General features: G+C 61.9%; 15 protein-coding genes. 9 read left to right on the plus strand and 6 right to left on the minus strand.

The annotated features are described in order from the left end of the window. Positions 1-24 precede the first annotated feature (24 nt). On the minus strand, positions 25-3,147 hold the full coding sequence (locus IPV69_RS08525) for a PSD1 and planctomycete cytochrome C domain-containing protein (RefSeq protein WP_206294634.1): 3,123 nt from the start codon (positions 3,145-3,147) through the stop codon (positions 25-27). A 163-nt stretch (positions 3,148-3,310) separates the two neighbouring features. Here IPV69_RS08525 and IPV69_RS08530 point away from each other — a divergent pair, with 163 nt between their 5' ends. The 4 genes from IPV69_RS08530 (at position 3,311) to ppk1 (ending at position 7,689) form a co-directional block, all read left to right on the plus strand. Then, positions 3,311-4,309, plus strand: coding sequence for a DUF6807 domain-containing protein (locus IPV69_RS08530; RefSeq protein WP_206294635.1), 999 nt, complete (start codon positions 3,311-3,313; stop codon positions 4,307-4,309). Between the two features lie 18 nt (positions 4,310-4,327). Then, complete coding sequence (locus IPV69_RS08535) at positions 4,328-4,723, plus strand: hypothetical protein (RefSeq protein ID WP_206294636.1); 396 nt, start codon at positions 4,328-4,330, stop codon at positions 4,721-4,723. 212 nt (positions 4,724-4,935) lie between these two features. Beyond that, positions 4,936-5,454: a SixA phosphatase family protein gene (locus tag IPV69_RS08540; RefSeq protein ID WP_206294637.1), complete on the plus strand. Its 519-nt coding sequence runs from the start codon at positions 4,936-4,938 to the stop codon at positions 5,452-5,454. Between the two features lie 60 nt (positions 5,455-5,514). Next, a complete protein-coding gene (gene ppk1, locus IPV69_RS08545; RefSeq protein ID WP_206294638.1) occupies positions 5,515-7,689 on the plus strand; it encodes a polyphosphate kinase 1 in 2,175 nt (724 codons plus the stop codon). Positions 7,690-7,791: 102 nt separating this feature from the next. Here the strand turns inward: ppk1 and IPV69_RS08550 are convergent, their stop codons facing one another. From IPV69_RS08550 to IPV69_RS08560, 3 genes are all read right to left on the minus strand, one after another. Continuing rightward, entirely contained in the window at positions 7,792-8,922 is a 1,131-nt protein-coding gene (locus tag IPV69_RS08550; RefSeq protein ID WP_206294639.1) for an inositol-3-phosphate synthase, read from the minus strand. Positions 8,923-9,124: 202 nt separating this feature from the next. After that, positions 9,125-9,682: an SAM-dependent methyltransferase gene (locus IPV69_RS08555; RefSeq protein ID WP_206294641.1), complete on the minus strand. Its 558-nt coding sequence runs from the start codon at positions 9,680-9,682 to the stop codon at positions 9,125-9,127. 98 nt (positions 9,683-9,780) lie between these two features. After that, positions 9,781-10,272: a hypothetical protein gene (locus tag IPV69_RS08560; RefSeq protein ID WP_206294642.1), complete on the minus strand. Its 492-nt coding sequence runs from the start codon at positions 10,270-10,272 to the stop codon at positions 9,781-9,783. Between the two features lie 178 nt (positions 10,273-10,450). On the opposite strand from IPV69_RS08560, the gene IPV69_RS08565 reads away from it, so the two are divergent. The 3 genes from IPV69_RS08565 to IPV69_RS08575 all read left to right on the plus strand — a co-directional run bounded on the left by IPV69_RS08565 (position 10,451) and on the right by IPV69_RS08575 (position 14,873). Then, positions 10,451-11,452 carry an alpha/beta hydrolase gene (locus IPV69_RS08565; RefSeq protein ID WP_206294643.1) on the plus strand — a complete coding sequence of 334 codons (1,002 nt, stop codon included), beginning with the start codon at positions 10,451-10,453 and terminating at the stop codon, positions 11,450-11,452. Positions 11,453-11,648: 196 nt separating this feature from the next. Continuing rightward, positions 11,649-13,832, plus strand: a complete 2,184-nt coding sequence (locus IPV69_RS08570) for a hypothetical protein (protein ID WP_206294644.1) — start codon at positions 11,649-11,651, stop codon at positions 13,830-13,832. A gap of 51 nt (positions 13,833-13,883) precedes the next feature. After that, entirely contained in the window at positions 13,884-14,873 is a 990-nt protein-coding gene (locus tag IPV69_RS08575) for a hypothetical protein (RefSeq protein ID WP_206294645.1), read from the plus strand. Between the two features lie 127 nt (positions 14,874-15,000). On the opposite strand, the gene IPV69_RS08580 is transcribed toward IPV69_RS08575, so the two are convergent. Next, positions 15,001-16,341 carry a DUF1598 domain-containing protein gene (locus IPV69_RS08580; protein ID WP_206294646.1) on the minus strand — a complete coding sequence of 447 codons (1,341 nt, stop codon included), beginning with the start codon at positions 16,339-16,341 and terminating at the stop codon, positions 15,001-15,003. 183 nt (positions 16,342-16,524) lie between these two features. On the opposite strand from IPV69_RS08580, the gene IPV69_RS08585 reads away from it, so the two are divergent. Then, positions 16,525-17,094, plus strand: coding sequence for a YkgJ family cysteine cluster protein (locus tag IPV69_RS08585; RefSeq protein ID WP_206294647.1), 570 nt, complete (start codon positions 16,525-16,527; stop codon positions 17,092-17,094). Between the two features lie 52 nt (positions 17,095-17,146). Here the strand turns inward: IPV69_RS08585 and IPV69_RS08590 are convergent, their stop codons facing one another. Continuing rightward, positions 17,147-17,938, minus strand: a complete 792-nt coding sequence (locus tag IPV69_RS08590) for a type II secretion system protein (protein WP_206294648.1) — start codon at positions 17,936-17,938, stop codon at positions 17,147-17,149. A gap of 207 nt (positions 17,939-18,145) precedes the next feature. Between IPV69_RS08590 and IPV69_RS08595 the strand changes: the two genes are divergently transcribed. Beyond that, complete coding sequence (locus tag IPV69_RS08595; RefSeq protein ID WP_206294650.1) at positions 18,146-19,456, plus strand: lipid-A-disaccharide synthase; 1,311 nt, start codon at positions 18,146-18,148, stop codon at positions 19,454-19,456. Positions 19,457-19,555 lie beyond the last annotated feature (99 nt).

Here is a 19,555-nt window from a genome sequence, read left to right on the forward strand (position 1 = left end):
TCCCCAGAATGCGGGGAGAGAGAGCTAGTACCTCGTAATCACTTCGCTCAGGTTCAACATCACGCGCGTGACGCTCGTCCACGCCGCCAGTTCCGACGCGACGACTTCGGCGGGCAAAGCTGCCGACCCGATCGACAGCAGTTGCTTGGCCGCCTCGGTGTCGGCGGCGTACTCGGCCCGGTGCTTGCCGAGCAGTTCCACGAAGACGCCCAATTCCTCCGCTGTCGGCTTGCGGCTGGTCGCCTGGGTGAAGCCCCAGTTCAGCTTCGCGATTTCGTCGCCGGGTTGGGCGACAACCTTCGATGCCAGCACGCGGGCCGCCTCGACGTAGGTGGGATCATTCAGCAGCACCAGGGCCTGTTGCGGAATGTTTGATCTGGCTCGTTCGCAGGTCGCTTCCTCCCGGCTGGGCGCATCGAACGCCAGCAGGCTCGGGTGCGGAAAGCTGCGCTGCCAGTGCGTGTAGAGCCCTCGGCGATAGAGTCCGTCGCCGGTGTCGTTCTGCCATTCCCGCGTGGGGAAGTTCAGCGCGAACCAGTAGCCGCGCGGCTGATAGGGGAACACGCTTTTGCCGCCAATTTTCTCGACCAGCATCCCGCTGACCGCCAGTGCGTTGTCGCGGACCATCTCGGCGTCGATCCGGAACCGCGACTGGCGGGCATAAAGACGGTTGTAAGGATCCTTCTCCTTCATCACTGCCGTCGCGACGGACGACTGCCGGTAGGTGCTGCTGGTGACCAACTGGCGGATGAAGCGTTTGATGTCCCAGCCGTTCTCGGCGAAGTCGACGGCGAGCCAATCGAGCAGTTCCGGGTGTGTCGGCCATTCACCTTGAAAGCCGATGTCGTCCAGTACCTTCGATAGACCCTGGCCGAAGAACAGCTTCCACGCCCGGTTCACGAACACCCGACTGGTGAGCGGGTTGTCCTTGCGAACGGTCCACTCGGCCAGATCAAGCCGGGTGGCGCGGCGTCCCTCGACCGGCAACTTTCCGAGGACTTCCGGAATCGCCGGCTGAACTTCGGGCCCCGCCTCATCCTGCCAGTTGCCACGATCCAGGATTCTGACCGTGCGCGGCGCACCGGCCGTACTGACCAGGCACGTCGGCACGGTTTTGAGCATGTCCGCCTTCTGCCGTTCCATGTCGGCGATTTCTGTCCGCAACCCGGCCAGCTCTGGCGCGATCGACCGGTAGTACTCGGCGATCGCCGCCTTCTGCTGCGGCGATCGTTTGGCCTCGGCCACTTCGAGAACCTTCGTCACGGCCGGTGGAACGCTCTTGAGACCCGCCGGCGCGGGGTTCGTCGTCGCCGACAGGCAGAACTTGCCGATCTGGTGCTGGGGGAACACGCTGGCAAAGTCGAGGGTGACGATGAGTTGTTCGCCCGCGGCGGCAATCACAGGTTTCTCGAATTCCAGTACCGCCTCGTGGGGCTTGCCGGTCTCCGGCAACACCGCCCAACCGGTGTCCTTCTTTCCGTCGATCGCATGGGCGATCGGGAAGGTGTCCTGCGAATGGTCGGCCGAGGCGCGAACCAGCTTCAGGTCTCTGGTGGCGTTCTTGCGATCTTTCTTGTCCTTCTTCGGATCGACGATGGATGCCGTCACTTCCGTCAGGACGAAGTTGCCGTTGGGCGCGAGGCCCGGGCCGTTGGCGGGGAATGACTCATCGGTCATCGCTTCGAGGCGGATCGCGGTGATGCCTCCAGCCGGGATGGCAGCGGTCACGACGTAGGTGTCGTTCTTGGGAAATGCCGTCTTGGCGCGCTGGATGCGAACGATACCGGTGGCCGGTTCGAACAACGCCGTCCGTCCGGACTTCACGTCTGTCGGCGTCAGCGTCGTCCAACCGACGGCGGCAACGTCGCCTTCCAACTTCTTCTCCCATTCCGCCTGCCCGACCACGAGTGCCGGCGTCGATTCCGACATCTTTGCCTTGGCGGCGGCGATCGCGGCGTCGAGCCGATTCAGTTCGGTCTGTTGCTGCGGCGAAGGAACAGGCATCCCCGCTTCACGCCGGCCGATCGGTGCCTCCTGCACGTCGGCGAAGAACGCGCCCATCGTGTAGAAGTCCTTCGTGCCGATCGGATCGAACTTGTGGTCGTGACACTGGGCACAGCCGACGGTCTGGCCGAGCCAGACCGTCGAGTAGTTGCGAACGCGGTCGGTCAGATTCTTGACCAGGTATTCCTTTGCCTGGGCGCCCCCCTCTTCGGTCGTCTGAAGCAGCCGGTTGTAGCCGCTGGCGACTTTCTGTTCGATCGTCGCATTCGGAAGCAGATCGCCCGCAAGTTGAGCGACCGTGAACCGGTCGAACGGCATGTTGGCATTGAACGCATGCACCACCCATTCGCGGTAAGGCGAAACGTTCATCGGGTTGTCGGAGTGGTAGCCGATCGTGTCGGCATAGCGGACCAGATCGAGCCAGTACATCGCCATCCGCTCGCCAAACCTTGGGCTTGCCAGCAGACGGTCCACCACGTTTTCGTAGGCCTGCGGCGACCGGTCGTCTACAAACGCCTGCACCTCGGCGACGGACGGCGGCAGGCCTGTCAGATCGAATGTCAGTCGGCGAATCAGCGTGGTTCGGTCAGCCTCAGGCGAGGTTGGTAAGCCCTCGGCCTGCAATCGCTGCGCAATGAACGCATCGATTGGTGTTCGCACGAAATCGCTCCTGATCTCCGGCGTCGCCGGCCGTTTCGGCGCGATGTACGCCCAGTGACCTTCGAAGGTGGCCCCTTGCTCCACCCACTTTGTAAGTACGGCGATGTCGCGCTCACTCAGCCGCTTCGGATGGTCGGCCGGCGGCATCACCTCGTCAGGGTCCTTACTGATGATCTTCTGGATCAGCAGGCTGTCGGCCGGCTTGCCGGGGACGATCGGCGTGCCCTCGTCGCGCTTTGTTCGTTGCCCGTCCTGGGTATCGAGCCGCAGGTCCGCCTTGCGCTTGTTCTTATCGAACCCGTGGCAGAAGTAGCAGTTGTCGGAAAGAATCGGTCGAACGTCGCGGTTGAACTGCACCGTCTCAGGAACCGCAACGTTTCCGGACGTCGCGGTGCCGGCAGTCGAGCCTACCTCAAACAGGCCCGAAAACAGGGCGACAATCGCCAGCCGTACCACAAGGCGACTTTGTAGCGTTCGATTCATGCGCAGTATCTCCGTTCGTTCCCGGAAACGGGTGTCCCCGTTATCGTTTAGACCTCCAACCGGCCGGTTGTTGCCAAAAACGCGAACGGGATGGCCGAATTGGAGTATGGATGTCTGGAGAAGGCAATAACCGCCCGACCCCGAACCAACCGGAGCCCGCCGCATGATCCGTTCACGCACCTTCCCAGCCTTCTTGTCAGTCTGTGCCGGCCTGTTGCTTGCCGCCGTGCCTGCGGTTCGCGCCGCGGATGCCGACGTCAAGCTGACGCAGACTGACGGCAAGATTCTCGTCGAGATTGGCGGCAAGCCGTTCACGGAATATCGCTTCGAGCCCGAGAAGGACCTGCCCTGGGCTCGCCCCTACTTCTACCCTGTCCGCGCCCCGGACGGCACGGAGATCACCAGCGATCAGTCGCGGTTCAACCCCAAGGAGCACCCCCACCATCGCTCGCTGTACGTCGCACAGGGCGCCGTCAACGGCGTGGATCACTGGGCACACCCCAATAAGCCTGCGACGCCCGACATCAAGCCTGCCGACGTCCGCCAGCCCGAGCAGAAACACCTGAAGTTCGAGAAGGTCGGTGGCGATACGATCGTCGAACAGCTCGCCTGGGAAGACAAAGAGGGCAAGCCCATGCTGCTCGAGACCCGCACCTGGCGGTTCTTCGCGTTTGCCGATGGCAGCCGCGGCATCGACCAGACGAGCGTCTTTTCGGCGGCCGAAGCGCCCGTCACCTTCGGCGAAACCAAGGAAGCCGGCTTGGCCTCTGTCCGCCTGAACAAGGCGATCAGCGATACCTCGACCATCACCATGGAGAAGATCGCGTCAACCGACAAGAAGACAGAGAACAGCGTCTGGGGCAAGAAGTCTCCCTGGTGCGATCTGTCGGGCAAGATTGACGGCAAAGACTACGGGGCGGCAATTCTGGATCATCCGTCAAACCCGCGCTCACCCAGCAACTGGCACGTGCGTCACTATGGCCTGCTGTCGGCGAACGTCTTCGGACTTTACGACTTCGACAAGGTGAACAACGCCAAGGGCTCGGGTGACTTCAAGATTCAGCCCGGCAAACCCGTGACCTTCAAGTATCGATACGTCATTCACACCGGTAATGCTGCGTCGGCGAAGTTGCCGGAGAAGTTTGCGGAGTTCGCAAAGTGATGATCGTCGGGCGGTCCGATGGGAAATGCCCCTGAGATGCGACTAAGCGGCAATCAACCTCTCCTCCTGGGCTACCGCGGAACGGTGGACCGTGTGGCGTCGACCACCGGTCCGCTCTGGCCCCTGTTGTCCACCCTGCCGGGTTTGTTCTGCTGGCTGCTGTTCGCGTCGGCGGCAATGCCGCGAGAATTGCCCATCCTCGAGCGGCTCGGTGGCCTGTTCGGAACACGCGGTGCCAACGTCATCATTTTTGTCACCTGGGGACTGGCAGTCGCGACATCCGTCGTCACGCTGATCGTCTATGCGAATCGATCGCAGGCCTGGTACACCACGCTCTGTCTTGCGATCCACCTGGCCGGGCTTTCGTTCTCCCTTCTCCTGCTAGGCGGTCTGGCCGTGCTGCTCGTCGCCTGATGGTCCCCCCGAGACGTACCAGTCATCCACTCGATACGGTTAAACTTGTGTGAGCAAGAGGTCTCTGATTTGCCGTTTCGTCGCCCGACGACTAGACGGTATGGGTGGATTTCTCAAATTTGGCAGGAGGCGATTTGGTCAAGCCGCAGAAGAACGAGGGTCCGGGCCGGGTAAATCGGCGGGGGTCGCCAGGCCCATTGCGGGTACTGGTCGTGCGTCATGCGATTGCAAAGGACCCCGCCCAGTTCGCCGAAACAGGCGCCCCGGACGCCGAACGACCGCTGACCAAACAGGGGCGTAGACGAATGCGCCTCGCGGCACGCGGTCTTGCCGCTTTGGTGCCGGATATCGGCGTCGTTGCCAGCAGCCCCCTGCTTCGTGCGGTGGAGACGGCGGAGCTAATTGCCAAGCGTTACGCGAAAGGCGGTGTAGACGTCGAGACGCTCCGGCTTTCGGCGCTGGCACCCGGTAAGTCCGGCAGTCTGCTGCTGAGCTGGCTGGAAGACCAGCCGCGCGATTGTGCTGTTGTGCTCGTGGGTCATGAGCCGCATTTAGGGCATTTCGTGAGCTGGTCGCTGACCGGCTTGCGGGACTCGTTCGTCGAGCTCAAGAAGGGCGCGGCCGTACTCCTGGAGTTTGGCGACAGTGTCCGGCCGGGCCGGGCGCGGCTGATCTGGTCGCTGCGGCCCGGACAGTTACGGATGATCGGCGCGCTCGGCAGGCAGGATTAGCAACCGGCAAGTGCAGGATCGCCTCGGGTTGCGCCGTTAGAGAACACCTTCGGAACGAACATGACTTCAAAACCCACCGTGATCGGCTCCAGCGTTCCCGACGCCGTCGCTTCCCCGCCGGGGGAAGTCTCGCCGGAAGAGTTTTTGAATCGAGATACGTCGTGGCTGGAGTTCAATCGCCGAGTGCTGCATGAGGCGCTCGATAGCCGCACGCCGCTGCTGGAACGGGTGAGATTCCTCGGGATTTTCAGTTCAAATCTCGACGAGTACTTCATGAAACGTGTCGGCGGGCTCAAGCGGCAGATGCTGCGCGGCTGGAACCAGCAGTCGCCCGACGGCATGACGCCGGCCCAGACGCTTGCGGCCATCCGCAATATGGTCGTGCCGCTGCTCAAACAGCAGGGAGACTGCTTCACCGGTGAAATCCGCCCCCTGCTGGCCGCCCAGGGGATTCATCTGCTGACCTGGGCCGATTTGAATGAGGAAGAACGCGCCAATGGAGCCAAGTACTTCAGCGCCAATGTCTTTCCCGTACTCACGCCGCTAGCTGTGGACCCGGGAAACCCGTTCCCGTTCATTTCCAACCTCTCGACGTCGCTGGGGGTGGTGCTCCACCACCCGGATCGTAATGACAACCTCTTCGCCCGCGTGAAGGTGCCCGAGGGCATGCCGGGATGGGTGCAGGTGAACACCGTCACTCCCGCCGGCCAGGCTCCGGTCTACCGGATGATCTCACTGACGGAGCTCATCCGCGCCAACATGCAGGATCTGTTCCCCGACATGGCAATCGTCGACACGATGGGTTTCCGTATCACCCGCAATGCCGACCTGGAACGGGACGAGGAAGACGCCGACGACCTGATGGAACTGATCGAAGACGAGCTTCGTCGCCGTCGGTTCGCCAACGCAGTGCGTGTCGAACACGGCAAGGAACCCAACGCGTGGATCATGGAGTTCCTGACCCGGGAACTTGGGCTTAGCCCCGAAGACGTTTACGAGATGCCGGCGGAACTGGACTATCCGGATCTCAAACAGATCGCTGATCTGAACGTCGGCAATCCCTCGCTGAAGTACGAGCCTTGGACACCGATCGCCCCGCCGGCACTGGCCGACGACGAAACCGACATCTTCTCCGTCATTCGCAGCGGCGACGTGATGGTTCATATGCCGTACGAAAGCTTCAACGCCAGCGTCGAACGATTTGTTCGCCAGGCGGTGGACGACCCGAAGGTGCTCGCGATCAAGATGTCGCTCTACCGTACCGGCGACGGCAGCCCGTTCATTCCGCTACTGATCCGCGCCGCCGAGCAGCGCAAGCAGGTGGCGTGCCTGGTCGAGCTCAAGGCGCGCTTTGACGAAGAACGGAACATCCAGGTCGCCGGCGCGCTGGAAAAGGCGGGTGTACATGTTGTGTACGGCGTCGTCGGACTCAAGACGCACGCCAAGACGACGCTGGTCGTCCGCCAGGACCCCGACGGCATCCGCAGCTACTGCCACATCGGCACCGGCAACTACCACGCCGGCACCGCCCGGCTATATACCGACCTCGGACTGCTTACCTGCGACCCGGAGATCACGCATGACGTGGTCGAATTGTTCCACTACCTGACCGGCCGGTCCCTGAAGCGGGATTACCGGAAGCTGCTGGTCGCACCCGTGACGATGCAGCCGCGATTCCTCGAGATGATCGACCGGGAGGCTGAACACGCCCGCCAAGGCAGGCCGGCCCATATCGTCGCCAAGATGAACTCGCTCGAAGAGCGCAAGGTGGTGCGGGCACTCTATCGTGCGAGCAAGGCGGGCGTGAAAATCGACCTGATCGTCCGCGGTTTCTGCACGCTAAGGCCTGGCGTGAAGGGGCTCAGCGAAAACATCCGGGTCAGCAGCGTCATCGGTCGGTTCCTGGAACACAGCCGAATCTTTTACTTCCGTAACGGGCAGGAAGATGCGGTTCATGGAGAGTTCTACATTGGCTCGGCCGACTGGATGTATCGCAACCTGCTGGCCCGCGTCGAGGCGATCGTGCCCATCGAGAAGCAGCCGCTGAAGCAGCGGCTGTGGGACATCCTGCAAGTTCTGCTGAATGACAACCGCCAGGGTTGGGATCTACTACAGGACGGAACTTATGTGCAGCGGAATGTGACCGATCCGACCAAAGACATCGGGTCACACCAGATCTTCATGAACCTGACCCGGGCCGCCAAGGCAGCCGCGGACCGTGCGGCGGCGGGATAGGACGAGCGATCGACGATTGTTCTGCGCGGATCTAATGCCAGCGGTCGCGCCCCATCGGCCCGGGCGGGCGAGTGGGAACGGCCGCCGAGCCATCCTCCCCGCCTACCGTCCAACGCCTACTGCATTCCCGCGCACTTTCGCAACGGCGTCACTGACGAACTCTTCCAGCGCCAGCTTCGCCTCACGATCCGGCATCTGTTTCGGCGGGTGCTTCATGCACCAGGCCGAAGCGACTTCCAGCGGCCCGGCGATGCCGGCATCTTTGGCGAGCTTGCAGCAGCGGATGGCATCCACCACCACCGCGGCCGAGTTGGGCGAGTCTTCGACGCTCAGCCGCAATTCCAGGTTCAGTGGCACTCCGCCGAAACCGTTGCCTTCCATGCGGATGAAGCAGACCTTGTTGTCCTTCAGGAACGGCACGTAGTCGCTGGGGCCGATATGGATCTGGTCCGGCGGCAGTGGCACGTCAAGCTGGCTCTGGACGGCTTCGGTCTTGCTGATCTTTTTGCTGCTGAGCCGATCGCGATTGAGCATGTTCAGGAAGTCGGTGTTGCCGCCGGTGTTCATCTGATAGGTGCAGTCGATATCGACGCCACGATCAACGAACAGCCGCGCCAACGTGCGGTGAGTGATCGTTGCACCAACCTGCGCCTTAATGTCGTCGCCGACGCAGGGCAGGCCGGCGGCGGTGAACTTCGCGGCCCACTTTGGATCGGATACGACGAAGCAGGGAACGCAATTGACGAAGCCGACCTTCGCATCGAGCGCCGCCTGGGCGTAGTATTCGGTCGCTTTCTGCGACCCGACGGGCATGTAACTGACAAGTATATCGGCACCGCTGTCGCGCAAAACGCGGGCCGGGTCGACCGCCTTGGCGGACGCCACATCGAACCGCTGGCTCAGCGGGTAATCAGCCATGTGTGCCGCGACGCCGTCGAGGACTTCGCCCATCTGCACGGTCACGCCAGACTTGCCGATGTCGTTGCAAAAGACCTTGGTATTGTTGGGAGGAGAGAAGAGCGCCGTCTCGAGCGACTGGCCGACCTTGCGTGAATCGATATCAAACGCAGCGACGACCTCGATGTCTTCGACGCGAAGCCCGCCCAGTGCCGGGTGCATCAAACCGATGTCCTGCCGATCCGTGCCACGGACGGCTCGGTAATGGGCAATTCCCTGGACGAGCGACGAGGCGCAGTTGCCGATGCCGGCGATAGCGAGACGAATACGTGACATAACTTTTGATTCGAAAGAACCTTATCCGCCGCGCCCGCCGACCCGTGGCCGGTCACTTCTGGTACAAGCGCTACGTTATCATACGGCAGTATCGGCAATGACGTTGTGCAATCGGTCTGCTTCTCCGCAGTTCTGTCGCCCAATCGTTTGTCGGCAAGCCAAAGGTAGACTGACTTGATAGACCGCTCGACATCGATCGGTCTTACCGTGTTCTTACCGGACGCAGCTGGGCCAGGACCTCGGTGTTCCCCTCACCGCCAAGGATTGGGCTGGTTGATAGTCCGACAACCTCGAAACCGGCGGCCGCAACGTCCGCCGTCACGGCGGCGACTACGCCGTCAACCCGTTCGACGGGTAACACGCCCTTGACGAGCAGCGACTTGTCCGCCTCGTAATGGGGTTTGATCAGCGTCACGACAATCCCTTCGTCGGCAATTAACTTGCGAGCCGACGGCAGGATTCGTCGCTGCCGGGTCCAGGCAACATCAATGCAGATGAATGCGACCTTCTCCGGCAGCGACACGTGCATGGCGTTGGTGCGTTCCATCACCACCACCCGAGGGTCCTTCCGAAGCTTCCAGTCCAACGCGCCATAGCCGGTGTCGACGGCATAGACCTTGGGTGCGCCCCGCTGCAACAGGCAGTCGGTGAACCCGCCGACGTTGCAGCCAAGGTCGGCGCAGACGAGCCCGGCGACATCGATCGCGAAGGCGGTCAGGGCGTGGTCGAGCTTGGCTCCGGCACGTGAAACGAACGGCATGGGGATCGGATTGTACGGGAAGGCGTGCCGCGGGTCGCCAACTCCGCTCCAACTGCCTTCGTCGTCCGTCAGAAAGAGTGCACTGGACGGCCGGCGACTCAGTACGGCTTGAATCCCAGGGCGGCGAGGATCTGGCGAATGGCCCCGACGTGATAGGCCGTATGAGCCGCGCTCGAGATCGCGCCCGCCGCCGACATGTCATCCCAATCAGCCCGCGCGGCCAGCCGGTCCTCCCACAGTTGCGCCTGCTGTCGCAGTTCGTCGCGCGACTTTCGCCACTGCAAGTCGGAGACGACGCCACGCTTCCAGCTGGCCGACCAGTCGGCGTCGGCCCAGGGGTTGGCCTCTCCCCCCGCCCAGCGATTCAGGAGCGACAGACCGTAAGTGACGTGATCGACATGTGCTGCGACAGTGGTGCTTCCTCGCATTGGTCGCGACGATGCCGCCTCGGCGCTGACCGATTCAAGTTGCCGCAGCAGGCCGGGATCGCCTTGATTGAGGATGTATGCCTCACCCTGCGGCGGGCCGGCGAAAAGCTCAACGAGTAACTTGCTTAACGCTCCAAGGAAGATGTGGTCAGTTGTCGACATATCCACGCAATATCGCCCGGATGGCTGAACGCTGGAACGCGAAATCCATGCAGGCACTGCTCAATTGGCGACCATCGATCGAATGTGCTTCCCCGCATAACCATCACACGCTACGCTTTGGGCGAGTAGCCGAACACATCCGACTTGAGCGAGGACAACCTTTTTTGCAGGAGCCCGCATGCGCCGCCGTTTCTCCTTCGTGGCCACGACTCTCGTTCTGCTGGGCGCCGCAACCGTTGCGCACGCTCAGGCCACCCGACCGGCTTTGAAGGTGCCTGCTGGTGTCAAGTACGAACTTGACATCCCGTACGTCGCCAACGGTGATGTCTCTCAGAAACTCGACCTCTACCTCCCGGAAAAGCCTTCCGACAAACCGCTCCCCCTACTCGTCTGGATTCATGGCGGCGGTTGGCGCGGCGGTACAAAGGCCGGGTGCCCCGGACTAAACATGGTCCCGCAAGGCTACGCGGCCGCGAGCATCGAGTACCGCTTTAGCCAGAAGGCCTTGTTTCCCGCCCAGATCCAGGATTGCCAGGCGGCGATTCGGTTCCTCCGGGCGAACGCCAAAAAGTACAACCTCGACACCGAACGCTTCGCGGTCTGGGGTGCATCGGCGGGCGGACACCTGGCGGCACTGGTCGGAACTTCGGGCGGCAAGAAGGCGTTCCCGCCAATCGGTGGCAACGAAGAGCAGTCCGACCGCGTGCAAGCGGTCTGCGATATCTTCGGCCCGGCGAACTTCAACACCGTAATGGAGCAGGCCGCCGCCGATAAGGCCGTCAAGAACATCTTCGCTTTTAACACACCTTCAGATCCCTATTCGGGGTTGATCGGCGGCACGCTCGGCAAGGATACAGCTAAATGCGATGCCGTCAGCCCGATCACCTATGTGGGCAAGGACACCCCGCCGATTCTCATCCTTCACGGAACCGCGGACACGCTTGTGCCATATGCCCAGAGCGTGGAGTTCGCCGATGCCCTCAAAAAGGCTGGCGTCGAAGTCATACTCCAGCCTTTCCCTGGCGCAGGCCACGGCGGACCGGCATTCAACCTGCCTGCAGTACAGGTGATGACCAACAAGTTCTTCGACAAGTATCTCAAGGGTATCGACGCGAAGATAGAACCGTTGCCGGCGTCGGCGGTCACCGTGCCGACGGCAAAACCGGCTGAGAGAAAGTAGAAGTCTGGTGGTTGGCATGCAGGCACCCGTCACAGCTGTAGTCACCCCATGGCCGCCGAATCTCGCTGCGCCGCATGCCTTGTTCCTCCACGACTATCAAGCTTTCAACTCGTCGCACGGCCCGATCGCGGGTATCGTCCGCACCAATCCCGCCTGATCACGTCGGTGGGCAACTTCGCGAACCCGTGGGTGCCTTATGATCCGTTCGACGTCGCACCGTGCATTCGCCCTGATTCTTCTGGCGACGAACCTGTTGCCGCTTCCCGCGAACGCCCAGGCCGACGCGGCCAAACCTGAAGGCTTTGCCGCCCACTTTCATCGTGACGACACGTCTGTGATCGTCGTGGAAGACCCGCTTCCCCATCTGCGAACGCTGCTCAACAGCCAGACTCTCAAAAAGGTCCTCACCGACGGAGCGCTCGGTAAACTGCTTGCCCGCAGTGGCGATGCACCCGACCCCGCCGAAGGCTGGCAATGGGTCAACAACAATCGCAGGTGGATCCCACAGCAACTCGCGATCGGAATGTCCGACAACGGCATCGGAGACCTGGATCACCTGCTTCGCCTGCTCACCGCGTTCGAACTTCTGCAGGCGGTCGATGTCGGGAACAAAGACGACGCCAAGTTTCGCGCCGAGGCCGGGTTACTCCGAAAGACGATCGCGGAAGAACTGCCGCTGACACAACTGCCTCGGATGCGGGTTTACGTCCGGTTCCGCGATGCGGAGGACGCCGGAGCTCTGCTCGAACTGGCGAGACTGCAGGTCAATGATCTACCAAAGGATGACATCCCTCCTGGTGTCTCTTTCGAGGCCAAGGGGAATGCCCTGACCGCTCGTCTTGTCCTGGCCGATGTGCTGCGCGCAAAGAATATTGATGTCGAAGAGCTGCTGACAGACATTGATGTCGTTCACGCCGACGACGGTGCCGACGCGATCCGGAAGGCGGTCAACGCAGTGCAATCCTTCAAGGCCGAGATCACCCTTGAGCAGGTCGGCAGCGGGCTCCTTCTGACGGTTGGCCCGACCACGGCTGGCGGCCCGGCAGGACTGCCTGCAGATTTCGTCAACCTGCCCGACGCCGTCGGGAAGCCCGATGCCACGACCCTTCTCTGGGGGCGCTGGACCGCCACACGACTGAAGTCGGCGGCTGCTGCATGGTTAACCACGCACGAAAAGTGGAAGGCATCGTACGCGTACAGTCTGGCTGGCGACACTGCCCTGGGCGGCGAACCGGTCATCGACGCGCTTCACGACCTGGCCCTGCGTATTCGCAAGTTTGCCGACGCCGGGTCGATGCGAATCTGGATCGATGACAAGAGCGCCGCCATGCACTTGGCCATGCAGGAAGAGCCGAAGCCGGCCGCGGCCGACCTCGCCGGCAGCGCGCTCGCCAGGCTGCTCCCGGCGGACGTCGACGGCTTCTCCGTCAGCACGGATACGTCACTGGGCGAAGTGGTTTCGGACTGGGTACAGCAGGTTGAAGGACGGATGGCATCGCAGACGCTCAAGGCCGATCTTCGCGGCAACGACGCTGATCTGGCGCACAAGGTGGAGCAGAACTATTACACGCATTTTGCCGGGCTTCGCGAGCTGATTCATCGCACCGCGCTCGACAAGTTCGAACCGGGCTACGCGATGCTGTTCGGCACGAAAGGAAAAGTCGACCGGCTGGAAGCAAGCTTTGAGCTAAACGCCCGGCCCCAGCGTGTCAGCGGCCGCGATCTGCCCACGCCCGAAATGGCGATCATCGGCCGGCCCAAAGGCGGCGAAGCGGCGATGCGCGAGCATGTGGAGAAGGTTTACTCGGCGATGATTCGCGGCATCCGATCCTCGTCGCGCCCAGACGCCCTGGCGAATCAGCCGCTGCCGCCCGTCGACGCCAAGGCCGTCATGGTTGACCACGGCCTGGGCGTGCCGACCTGGACGTTCGAAGCGGCATCGCTCGCCAAGGCCAGCGGCGAAGCAAAGCTGCGGGTCGACATCAAGGGCGACCTGCAGCCACACTTCTTCTTCGCCGATGGCATGGTCGTTTTCAGCTCTTCGCCTCGTTTGAGCAAGAGCATCCTTGAGGCCCAGTCCGGCAAGGCCAAACGGCTGACGCTGCCCGAAGACGGGGACGGTCCCCTCATTACAATCGGCCGGCAGACCGGCGAATCGTTCGCGACGACGATCGAGCACCTCAAGGCTTGGTATCTGGTCCTGACCAATAACGCCGATGCAGGGGATGAACATCGGGACGCCGCAGGAGCATTTGATGCGATAGCGGCTCTCTCCCGCACGATCACCAAGATCGAGTGGACCACCGTGCAGCCGACCGGGGAACGCCGGCAAATCACGGAAGGCGTCCTGATCTTCGGCGACGGCCGCGACGGGAAATGAGCATCCAACGCCTTACCAACGCCGGCGATACCTTGCTACGGAAGGTTCCGCATGAGCATCTCACGACGCCATCTGCTCCTGTCGGCCGCCGCAGCGCCGCTCTATGCCCTGGGCCCGGCCAGGGTGTCCGCCGACGCGGCCGCGGCCGCAAAAGATCCGGTCCGCACCGGCCCGAATGTGGCACTCGGACGCCGGTCGGTGTTCCCGCCGGATGACGCATGGAATGCCGACGTTTCGGGGCTCAAGACCGATCCGGCGTCAGACGCAATCATTGCTGCGATTGGTATCGACAAGCGACTCCATCCCGATTTCGGCACGACGTGGCAAGGCGCGCCTAGCGGCATTCCGTACGTCGTCGTGACCGGCAACCAGCCGAAAGTCCCGATCAGGTTCGAATACAAGGATGAGAGCGATCCTGGCCCCTATCCCGTCCCGCCCGATGCGCCGATCGAAGGCGGCCCGAACGCCAAAGGGGACCGGCATGTGCTGATCATCGACCGCGACAACTGGATGCTCTACGAGTTGTTTTCAGCGTACCCCGAAGACGGCGGCAAACGCTGGCGGGCGGGTAGCGGCGCCATCTTTGATCTGAAGAAGCCCAGTGTCGGCCAACGCCCCAAAGGCTGGACCAGCGCCGACGCCGCCGGCCTTCCGGTCTTTCCGGGGCTGGTCCGTTACGACGAGATCGTCGAAAGGAAAGAGCTCACCCATGCCCTTCGGTTCACCGTGCAGAAGACCCGCAAGGCGTATGTCTCACCGGCGACGCACTATGCGAGTTCGCGCCGCGACAACAACCTCCCGCCGATGGGCCTGCGCGTCCGGCTTCGGGAGGGTTTCGACATCACGGGCTTCCCGCCATTGGCGCAGGTCATTCTTCGCGGGCTCAAGAAGCATGGAATGATTCTGGCCGACAACGGCGGCGACTGGTTCGTCAGCGGCTCACCCGACCCGCGCTGGGACGACGAAGCAATCGGAACGCTCAAACGCGTGAGAGGAAAGGATTTCGAGGTCCTGGCGATGGGGAAAATGGCGACGGGATGACATCGTCAAGCGATGCAAACCTGCTTGTCGCCGAGCAGAATTGGTAGCACAGGATTGCAGCCTGCGGCCATCACAAGGGCTTTAAACCTGTAGACCGCCAACGCCGCTTTTGAACGGTAATCGCGGACTACTGCCCTACTACCGCCGCCTGCTGCTTCTGCTTCCGAAGATCGGCACCTTTGGCCTTGGGCGAATCGAGTGTCTTCTTGTCGTCGGGTTCGGTCGGCGACGATAGCACTTTGCCCGGGGATAGGACGACGCCACCAGCGGCAATTGAGCCATTTGTGTAGTTGGCCAGTGCATCAGCGTTCCTGGGGGTGACGACCTTTGTCACTGGGAAGCTCGACAGCGAATCCCCCGTGCTCTGCATCAGCCACCCGGTGTCCCATCCGACTTTGCGGTCGAGTTTGTCTCGCTGGATGAGTGCTGCAACTACCGACAAGTCGGCCAGATTCTGGAGATCAGCGATCAGCGGCTGCTGGATCCCCAGCGCGTCGATGTTATCGCTCATCTTCTTGGCAAACTCGTACGCCTTGGGCGTGGCTCCCTTGGGATCCCATCCGAAACTGCCGGCCTGCACTTTCAGCCGCGGCCCGCGTAGCCCGAATGCATCGCCGTCGGCCGACACCAGAATCGGCTGGTAGGCCAGTTCGAACCAGATCATGTTCACGGCCTGGCGGGTGTTATCGACAATATTGCCCATGCCAGCGACGGTATGGCGAGCCAGCCCCAGCCCGTATCGCTTGAGTTCGTAGTCGGCGGCAACGGTCGTCAGCGCGAATCGGGTGTCGTCCGGCACTGCTCCAAAGAAGCTCACCTTTTGCGGACCGGTCGCGTCCTGAACGGCTTTCACTCGGGCACTTCGGCTGGCCCTGGCCATCTTGGCCATCGCATCGCTGATGCGCTGGGGAGCGGCCGGATCGGGATCGAGGCGGCAGCCGAACGCGTTGCCGCGGGCGCCCTGCACAACCCGCATCGCGACGACGAAGTCCTCCAGCCGCATCACGGGGCGTCCCGTGCGGGTCCCGACGGCGTAGCCGTCGTCTCCGGGAAACGTCTTGAAGGGTTCGGCCGGGCCTGCGATGACCAGATCTTTGTCATCGCCGTAAAGGAATACGAAGCTGATCTGCGTCAACCCGCCGAGAAACCTGACGTCATTCGGAACCGGCTTGCCGGCAGAGATGGCCTCGCGGGCAACGGCAAACGCCTTGGGGAGGGAAACATAAGCCAGCTTGGGATCTTTGTCGGCATCTGCAGCGAACTTGGCTCGCAGCCGCATCGCGGACAACTCGGTTTTTTCATCGATCTCCCGGCGCCTCACCGTGCCGTCGGGCTCAACGTAGACACCCGGCGCGGCACCCACCTGATTGCCGCCCCCAATGATCTGTGCCCTGGCGGGAAGCGACAGGCTGGAGAGCAACCCCACCACGAGCAACGCGAAAAAGCCGATTCTGCGGGTCATGATCATTGGAGTCGCTCCGTGTTGAACATCGCGCAATTCTTGCCCCGGCAACGCCGAGGCGAGGGTGCCTCGGACGGAGGCAAGTCGGGTGGGAGACCGAGAACAAAATCCTGCGGTCGATAACGCTACCGATCCCCCAGATTGACGTCAACGATTTTGTCGACATTTCCAGTTAGCATGGCGGAACCCATGGAGCTTCCCGTTGTCACACCGTCTAACCCCAAGAAACAGCCTTGGTTCGCCGAAGGGCTCGACTTTACCTGCACCACCTGCGGCAACTGCTGCACCGGCGGGCCGGGCTTCGTGTGGGTGGAAGAGGTCGAGATCGAGCGCGCAGCCGCCCACCTGCAGTTGACTGTCGCCGAGTTCAAGAAGAAATTCTCTCGCAAGATCGGCCAGAAGATCAGCTTCAAGGAGGTTCGCCGCCCCAACGGAAACCACGACTGCGTCTTTCTGACGGAGATCCCGGCGGAACAGCCTGCCGGTGGATCGAATGAACTGGAGCCCGGCGAGCCCATTCCACTTACGCGGCGTGTCTGTGGGATCTACCCGGTCCGGCCCCTGCAGTGCCGAACCTGGCCCTTCTGGGGTGAGAACGTTGTGAACCAGTCGGCGTGGAACCGGGCAGCCAAGGGCTGCCCCGGGATCAACCGGGGCGGACGGCATTTCGATGCGGAACGAATCGTGGAGCTTCGCGATGCAAGAGACTGGCCGGAGAACCCGCCTACGTCGGGTGCGGCAACCTCCGACAGAAAGTGACTCAAGCCGACCCAAGTCTGAGCACGGTTGCGCCAGCGATTGAGAACCGGCGTTACACGCCCAGTGCCGAAACACCAAACGGAACGCACCAGAGAATGTTGCGCTTGATGTTCTTCTCGTTCGCGAGTTTCAGGATCTCGTCATGCGGGAAGGCTTCGGCATGTCCGTCGATAAAGCCGAGCGTCGAATACTTGCCATGGCGGATGGCGTAGGCTTCAGAATCGCCTACTCCCGCCGGTCTGAAACTTTCATCCGGGAAGCTCGACCCGTCGTTAAACGGGTTGCCTCGCTCGTCGGCTTCCCAGAAGCATGTTTCGTCCGACTTAAACTGGGTGATCTTATAGAGCGTCACCCGTCCGAAGCCGTTCATGGATCCGTTCATGAGATAACTGGTGACACTGTCGGTCTTACCAATGACCATCTCCGTCGGATGGCCCGGGCAACGGTACACATCTGGCGTCTTCAGGTATTGGTAGAGCGAACCCTGCTCCAGCTCTTTGGTGGTGATCGGCGTTGTGAACGGCCAGGTCACGTTCGTCGGATAGAGCCAACCGGCGGGCACCTTCCCGTTAACAGTAGCGTCCTTGCCCCAGTTGACCGCGGGCAAGTATTGCTTGTTCTCGTTGGAGTACATGATGACGGCCATCTGGAGCGAACGGATGTTCGCCAGGCATTTGATCTTTTGGCCCTGCTGGCGCGCTTTGCTCAGCGATGGAAGCAGAATGGAGATGAGGAGGGCAATGATCCCGATCACCACCAAAAGCTCGACCAGTGTGAAACCGGAGCGTAAAGCGGACTTGCGGGAAGGAAACAACGACAAGGCTTCGACGCGGACTTCCGACATGACTACCTCCGTCAACAAACAAGCGGTCAAGACGTGAACGTTGCCACCCCGGCCAAGCAGATCAGATGTCCCAGAGTCTACTGCCGGTTTGCCTTACCGGCAAAGCGAATAATGTCACAATCGACGCCGTACAACTCTTCAACATCTGTCGTCAAGCCGCTGACGTACGCTTGACAGAAACGACCGGCTTCAGACGATGTTGCCACCATGAACCAGGCGTTCGCCGGAGAAGCTGATCGGATCGACACGCCTCAAGGCGTTTCGGCGTCCGACACGCCAGCGGCGGCAGGCCTGGCCATGAAGGGTACGTCACGTCCACTGCGAGTGTTTATCACAGCGGCCGAGGTCAGCGGCGACCGCCATGCCGCTCAGTTTATTCGGTCCCTCAAGCAGTTGTGTCCCGACGTCATCGTCGAGGGTGTCGGCGGACCGGAAATGGCGTCTGCCGGCGCGATCGTCCATCGAAACACGGTTACCAACGCGGCGATGGGAATTCGCGGTGCCCTCCGAGCCGTCGAGGTTTACGGCCTGCTGCGCTGGACTCGGACCCACTTCGACACGCAAAAGCCCGATCTTTGGGTCGGCGTTGATTCCCCATCCATGAACTTTCACTTCGCCCGCGCCGCCAAGGAGCGGGGAATCCCTACGTTGCAGTTCGTCGCGCCCCAGCTTTGGGCCTGGGCATCCTGGAGGATGGCAAAACTCCGCCGGTGGGTTGATCAGGTCGCTTGCATCCTTCCCTTCGAGGAAGCGTTCTTTCGCGGCCATTCGGTCAACGCCACCTTTGTCGGACATCCCCTTTTTGACGAACTTCCGGCCTATCGACCGTCAACCAGGCACGATGGCCAGCCCGGTCGGCCGCCGGTCGTCGGCCTTCTGCCCGGTAGCCGCAAGGGCGTTGCCGATGCCAATTTCCCCCGGCAACTTCGGGTCGCGGCGGAAATCCTTCGTCGGTTTCCCGACGCCCGATTCAAGGTACCCACAACGGCCGCGACCGATCCTGTCGTCCGCCGTCATATCGCAGTCGCGAAGATACCGATCGAGAAGTTGGACGTGGCACTCGGAGCGTTCGAAACACTGGTCCCCCAGTGCGACCTTTGCATCACTGTCTCGGGCACGGCGACTTTGCACGTAGCGAGCTTCGGTGTGCCCATGATCGTCGTCTATGCGGGCAATCGAGTGATCTGGAATGCCCTGGGGCGCTGGCTCATCAAGATGCGAACTTACGCGATGGTGAACCTGCTCGCCGATGAGGACCCGCTTCAACCGGTGACCGCAGGTCGCGAACACCTGGTTCCTGAGTTCGTTCCCTGGTACGGCCCGGTCACCTCTGTCGCGGAACTCGCGATCGATCTTCTGACGAACCGCCCGAGGCTTAACGAGCAACGGCAGAAACTCATCAAGCTGGTTCGTCATCTCGATCACCCGGGCGCGTCGGACAATGTGGCGAGGATGGCGATGCAAATGGTGCAACCGACTGATGCCGCGGCCATTTCGACTTCCGGCCGAAGCCTGTAAATCGTTGCCACATCTCTGTCACTTCCCGTTGTCAGGCGGCTACCATAGGCAGTTGGCCGGAGCGGTTCACAGTCCCCATTACCGAGGCACCAGACGTGA

The sequence above is a fragment of the Humisphaera borealis genome (assembly GCF_015169395.1).
GTDB classification, from domain to species: domain Bacteria; phylum Planctomycetota; class Phycisphaerae; order Tepidisphaerales; family Tepidisphaeraceae; genus Humisphaera; species Humisphaera borealis.

Excerpts from the sequence above, each read along its gene's own strand:
- IPV69_RS08525 (WP_206294634.1), bottom strand. The coding sequence starts at position 3,147 with ATGAATCGAACGCTACAAAGTCGCCTTGTGGTACGGCTGGCGATTGTC.
- IPV69_RS08530 (WP_206294635.1), top strand. The coding sequence starts at position 3,311 with ATGATCCGTTCACGCACCTTCCCAGCCTTCTTGTCAGTCTGTGCCGGC.
- IPV69_RS08535 (WP_206294636.1), top strand. The coding sequence starts at position 4,328 with ATGGGAAATGCCCCTGAGATGCGACTAAGCGGCAATCAACCTCTCCTC.
- ppk1 (WP_206294638.1), top strand. The coding sequence starts at position 5,515 with ATGACTTCAAAACCCACCGTGATCGGCTCCAGCGTTCCCGACGCCGTC.
- IPV69_RS08550 (WP_206294639.1), bottom strand. The coding sequence starts at position 8,922 with ATGTCACGTATTCGTCTCGCTATCGCCGGCATCGGCAACTGCGCCTCG.
- IPV69_RS08555 (WP_206294641.1), bottom strand. The coding sequence starts at position 9,682 with ATGCCGTTCGTTTCACGTGCCGGAGCCAAGCTCGACCACGCCCTGACC.
- IPV69_RS08560 (WP_206294642.1), bottom strand. The coding sequence starts at position 10,272 with ATGTCGACAACTGACCACATCTTCCTTGGAGCGTTAAGCAAGTTACTC.
- IPV69_RS08565 (WP_206294643.1), top strand. The coding sequence starts at position 10,451 with ATGCGCCGCCGTTTCTCCTTCGTGGCCACGACTCTCGTTCTGCTGGGC.
- IPV69_RS08570 (WP_206294644.1), top strand. The coding sequence starts at position 11,649 with ATGATCCGTTCGACGTCGCACCGTGCATTCGCCCTGATTCTTCTGGCG.
- IPV69_RS08575 (WP_206294645.1), top strand. The coding sequence starts at position 13,884 with ATGAGCATCTCACGACGCCATCTGCTCCTGTCGGCCGCCGCAGCGCCG.
- IPV69_RS08580 (WP_206294646.1), bottom strand. The coding sequence starts at position 16,341 with ATGATCATGACCCGCAGAATCGGCTTTTTCGCGTTGCTCGTGGTGGGG.
- IPV69_RS08585 (WP_206294647.1), top strand. The coding sequence starts at position 16,525 with ATGGAGCTTCCCGTTGTCACACCGTCTAACCCCAAGAAACAGCCTTGG.
- IPV69_RS08590 (WP_206294648.1), bottom strand. The coding sequence starts at position 17,938 with ATGTCGGAAGTCCGCGTCGAAGCCTTGTCGTTGTTTCCTTCCCGCAAG.
- IPV69_RS08595 (WP_206294650.1), top strand. The coding sequence starts at position 18,146 with ATGAACCAGGCGTTCGCCGGAGAAGCTGATCGGATCGACACGCCTCAA.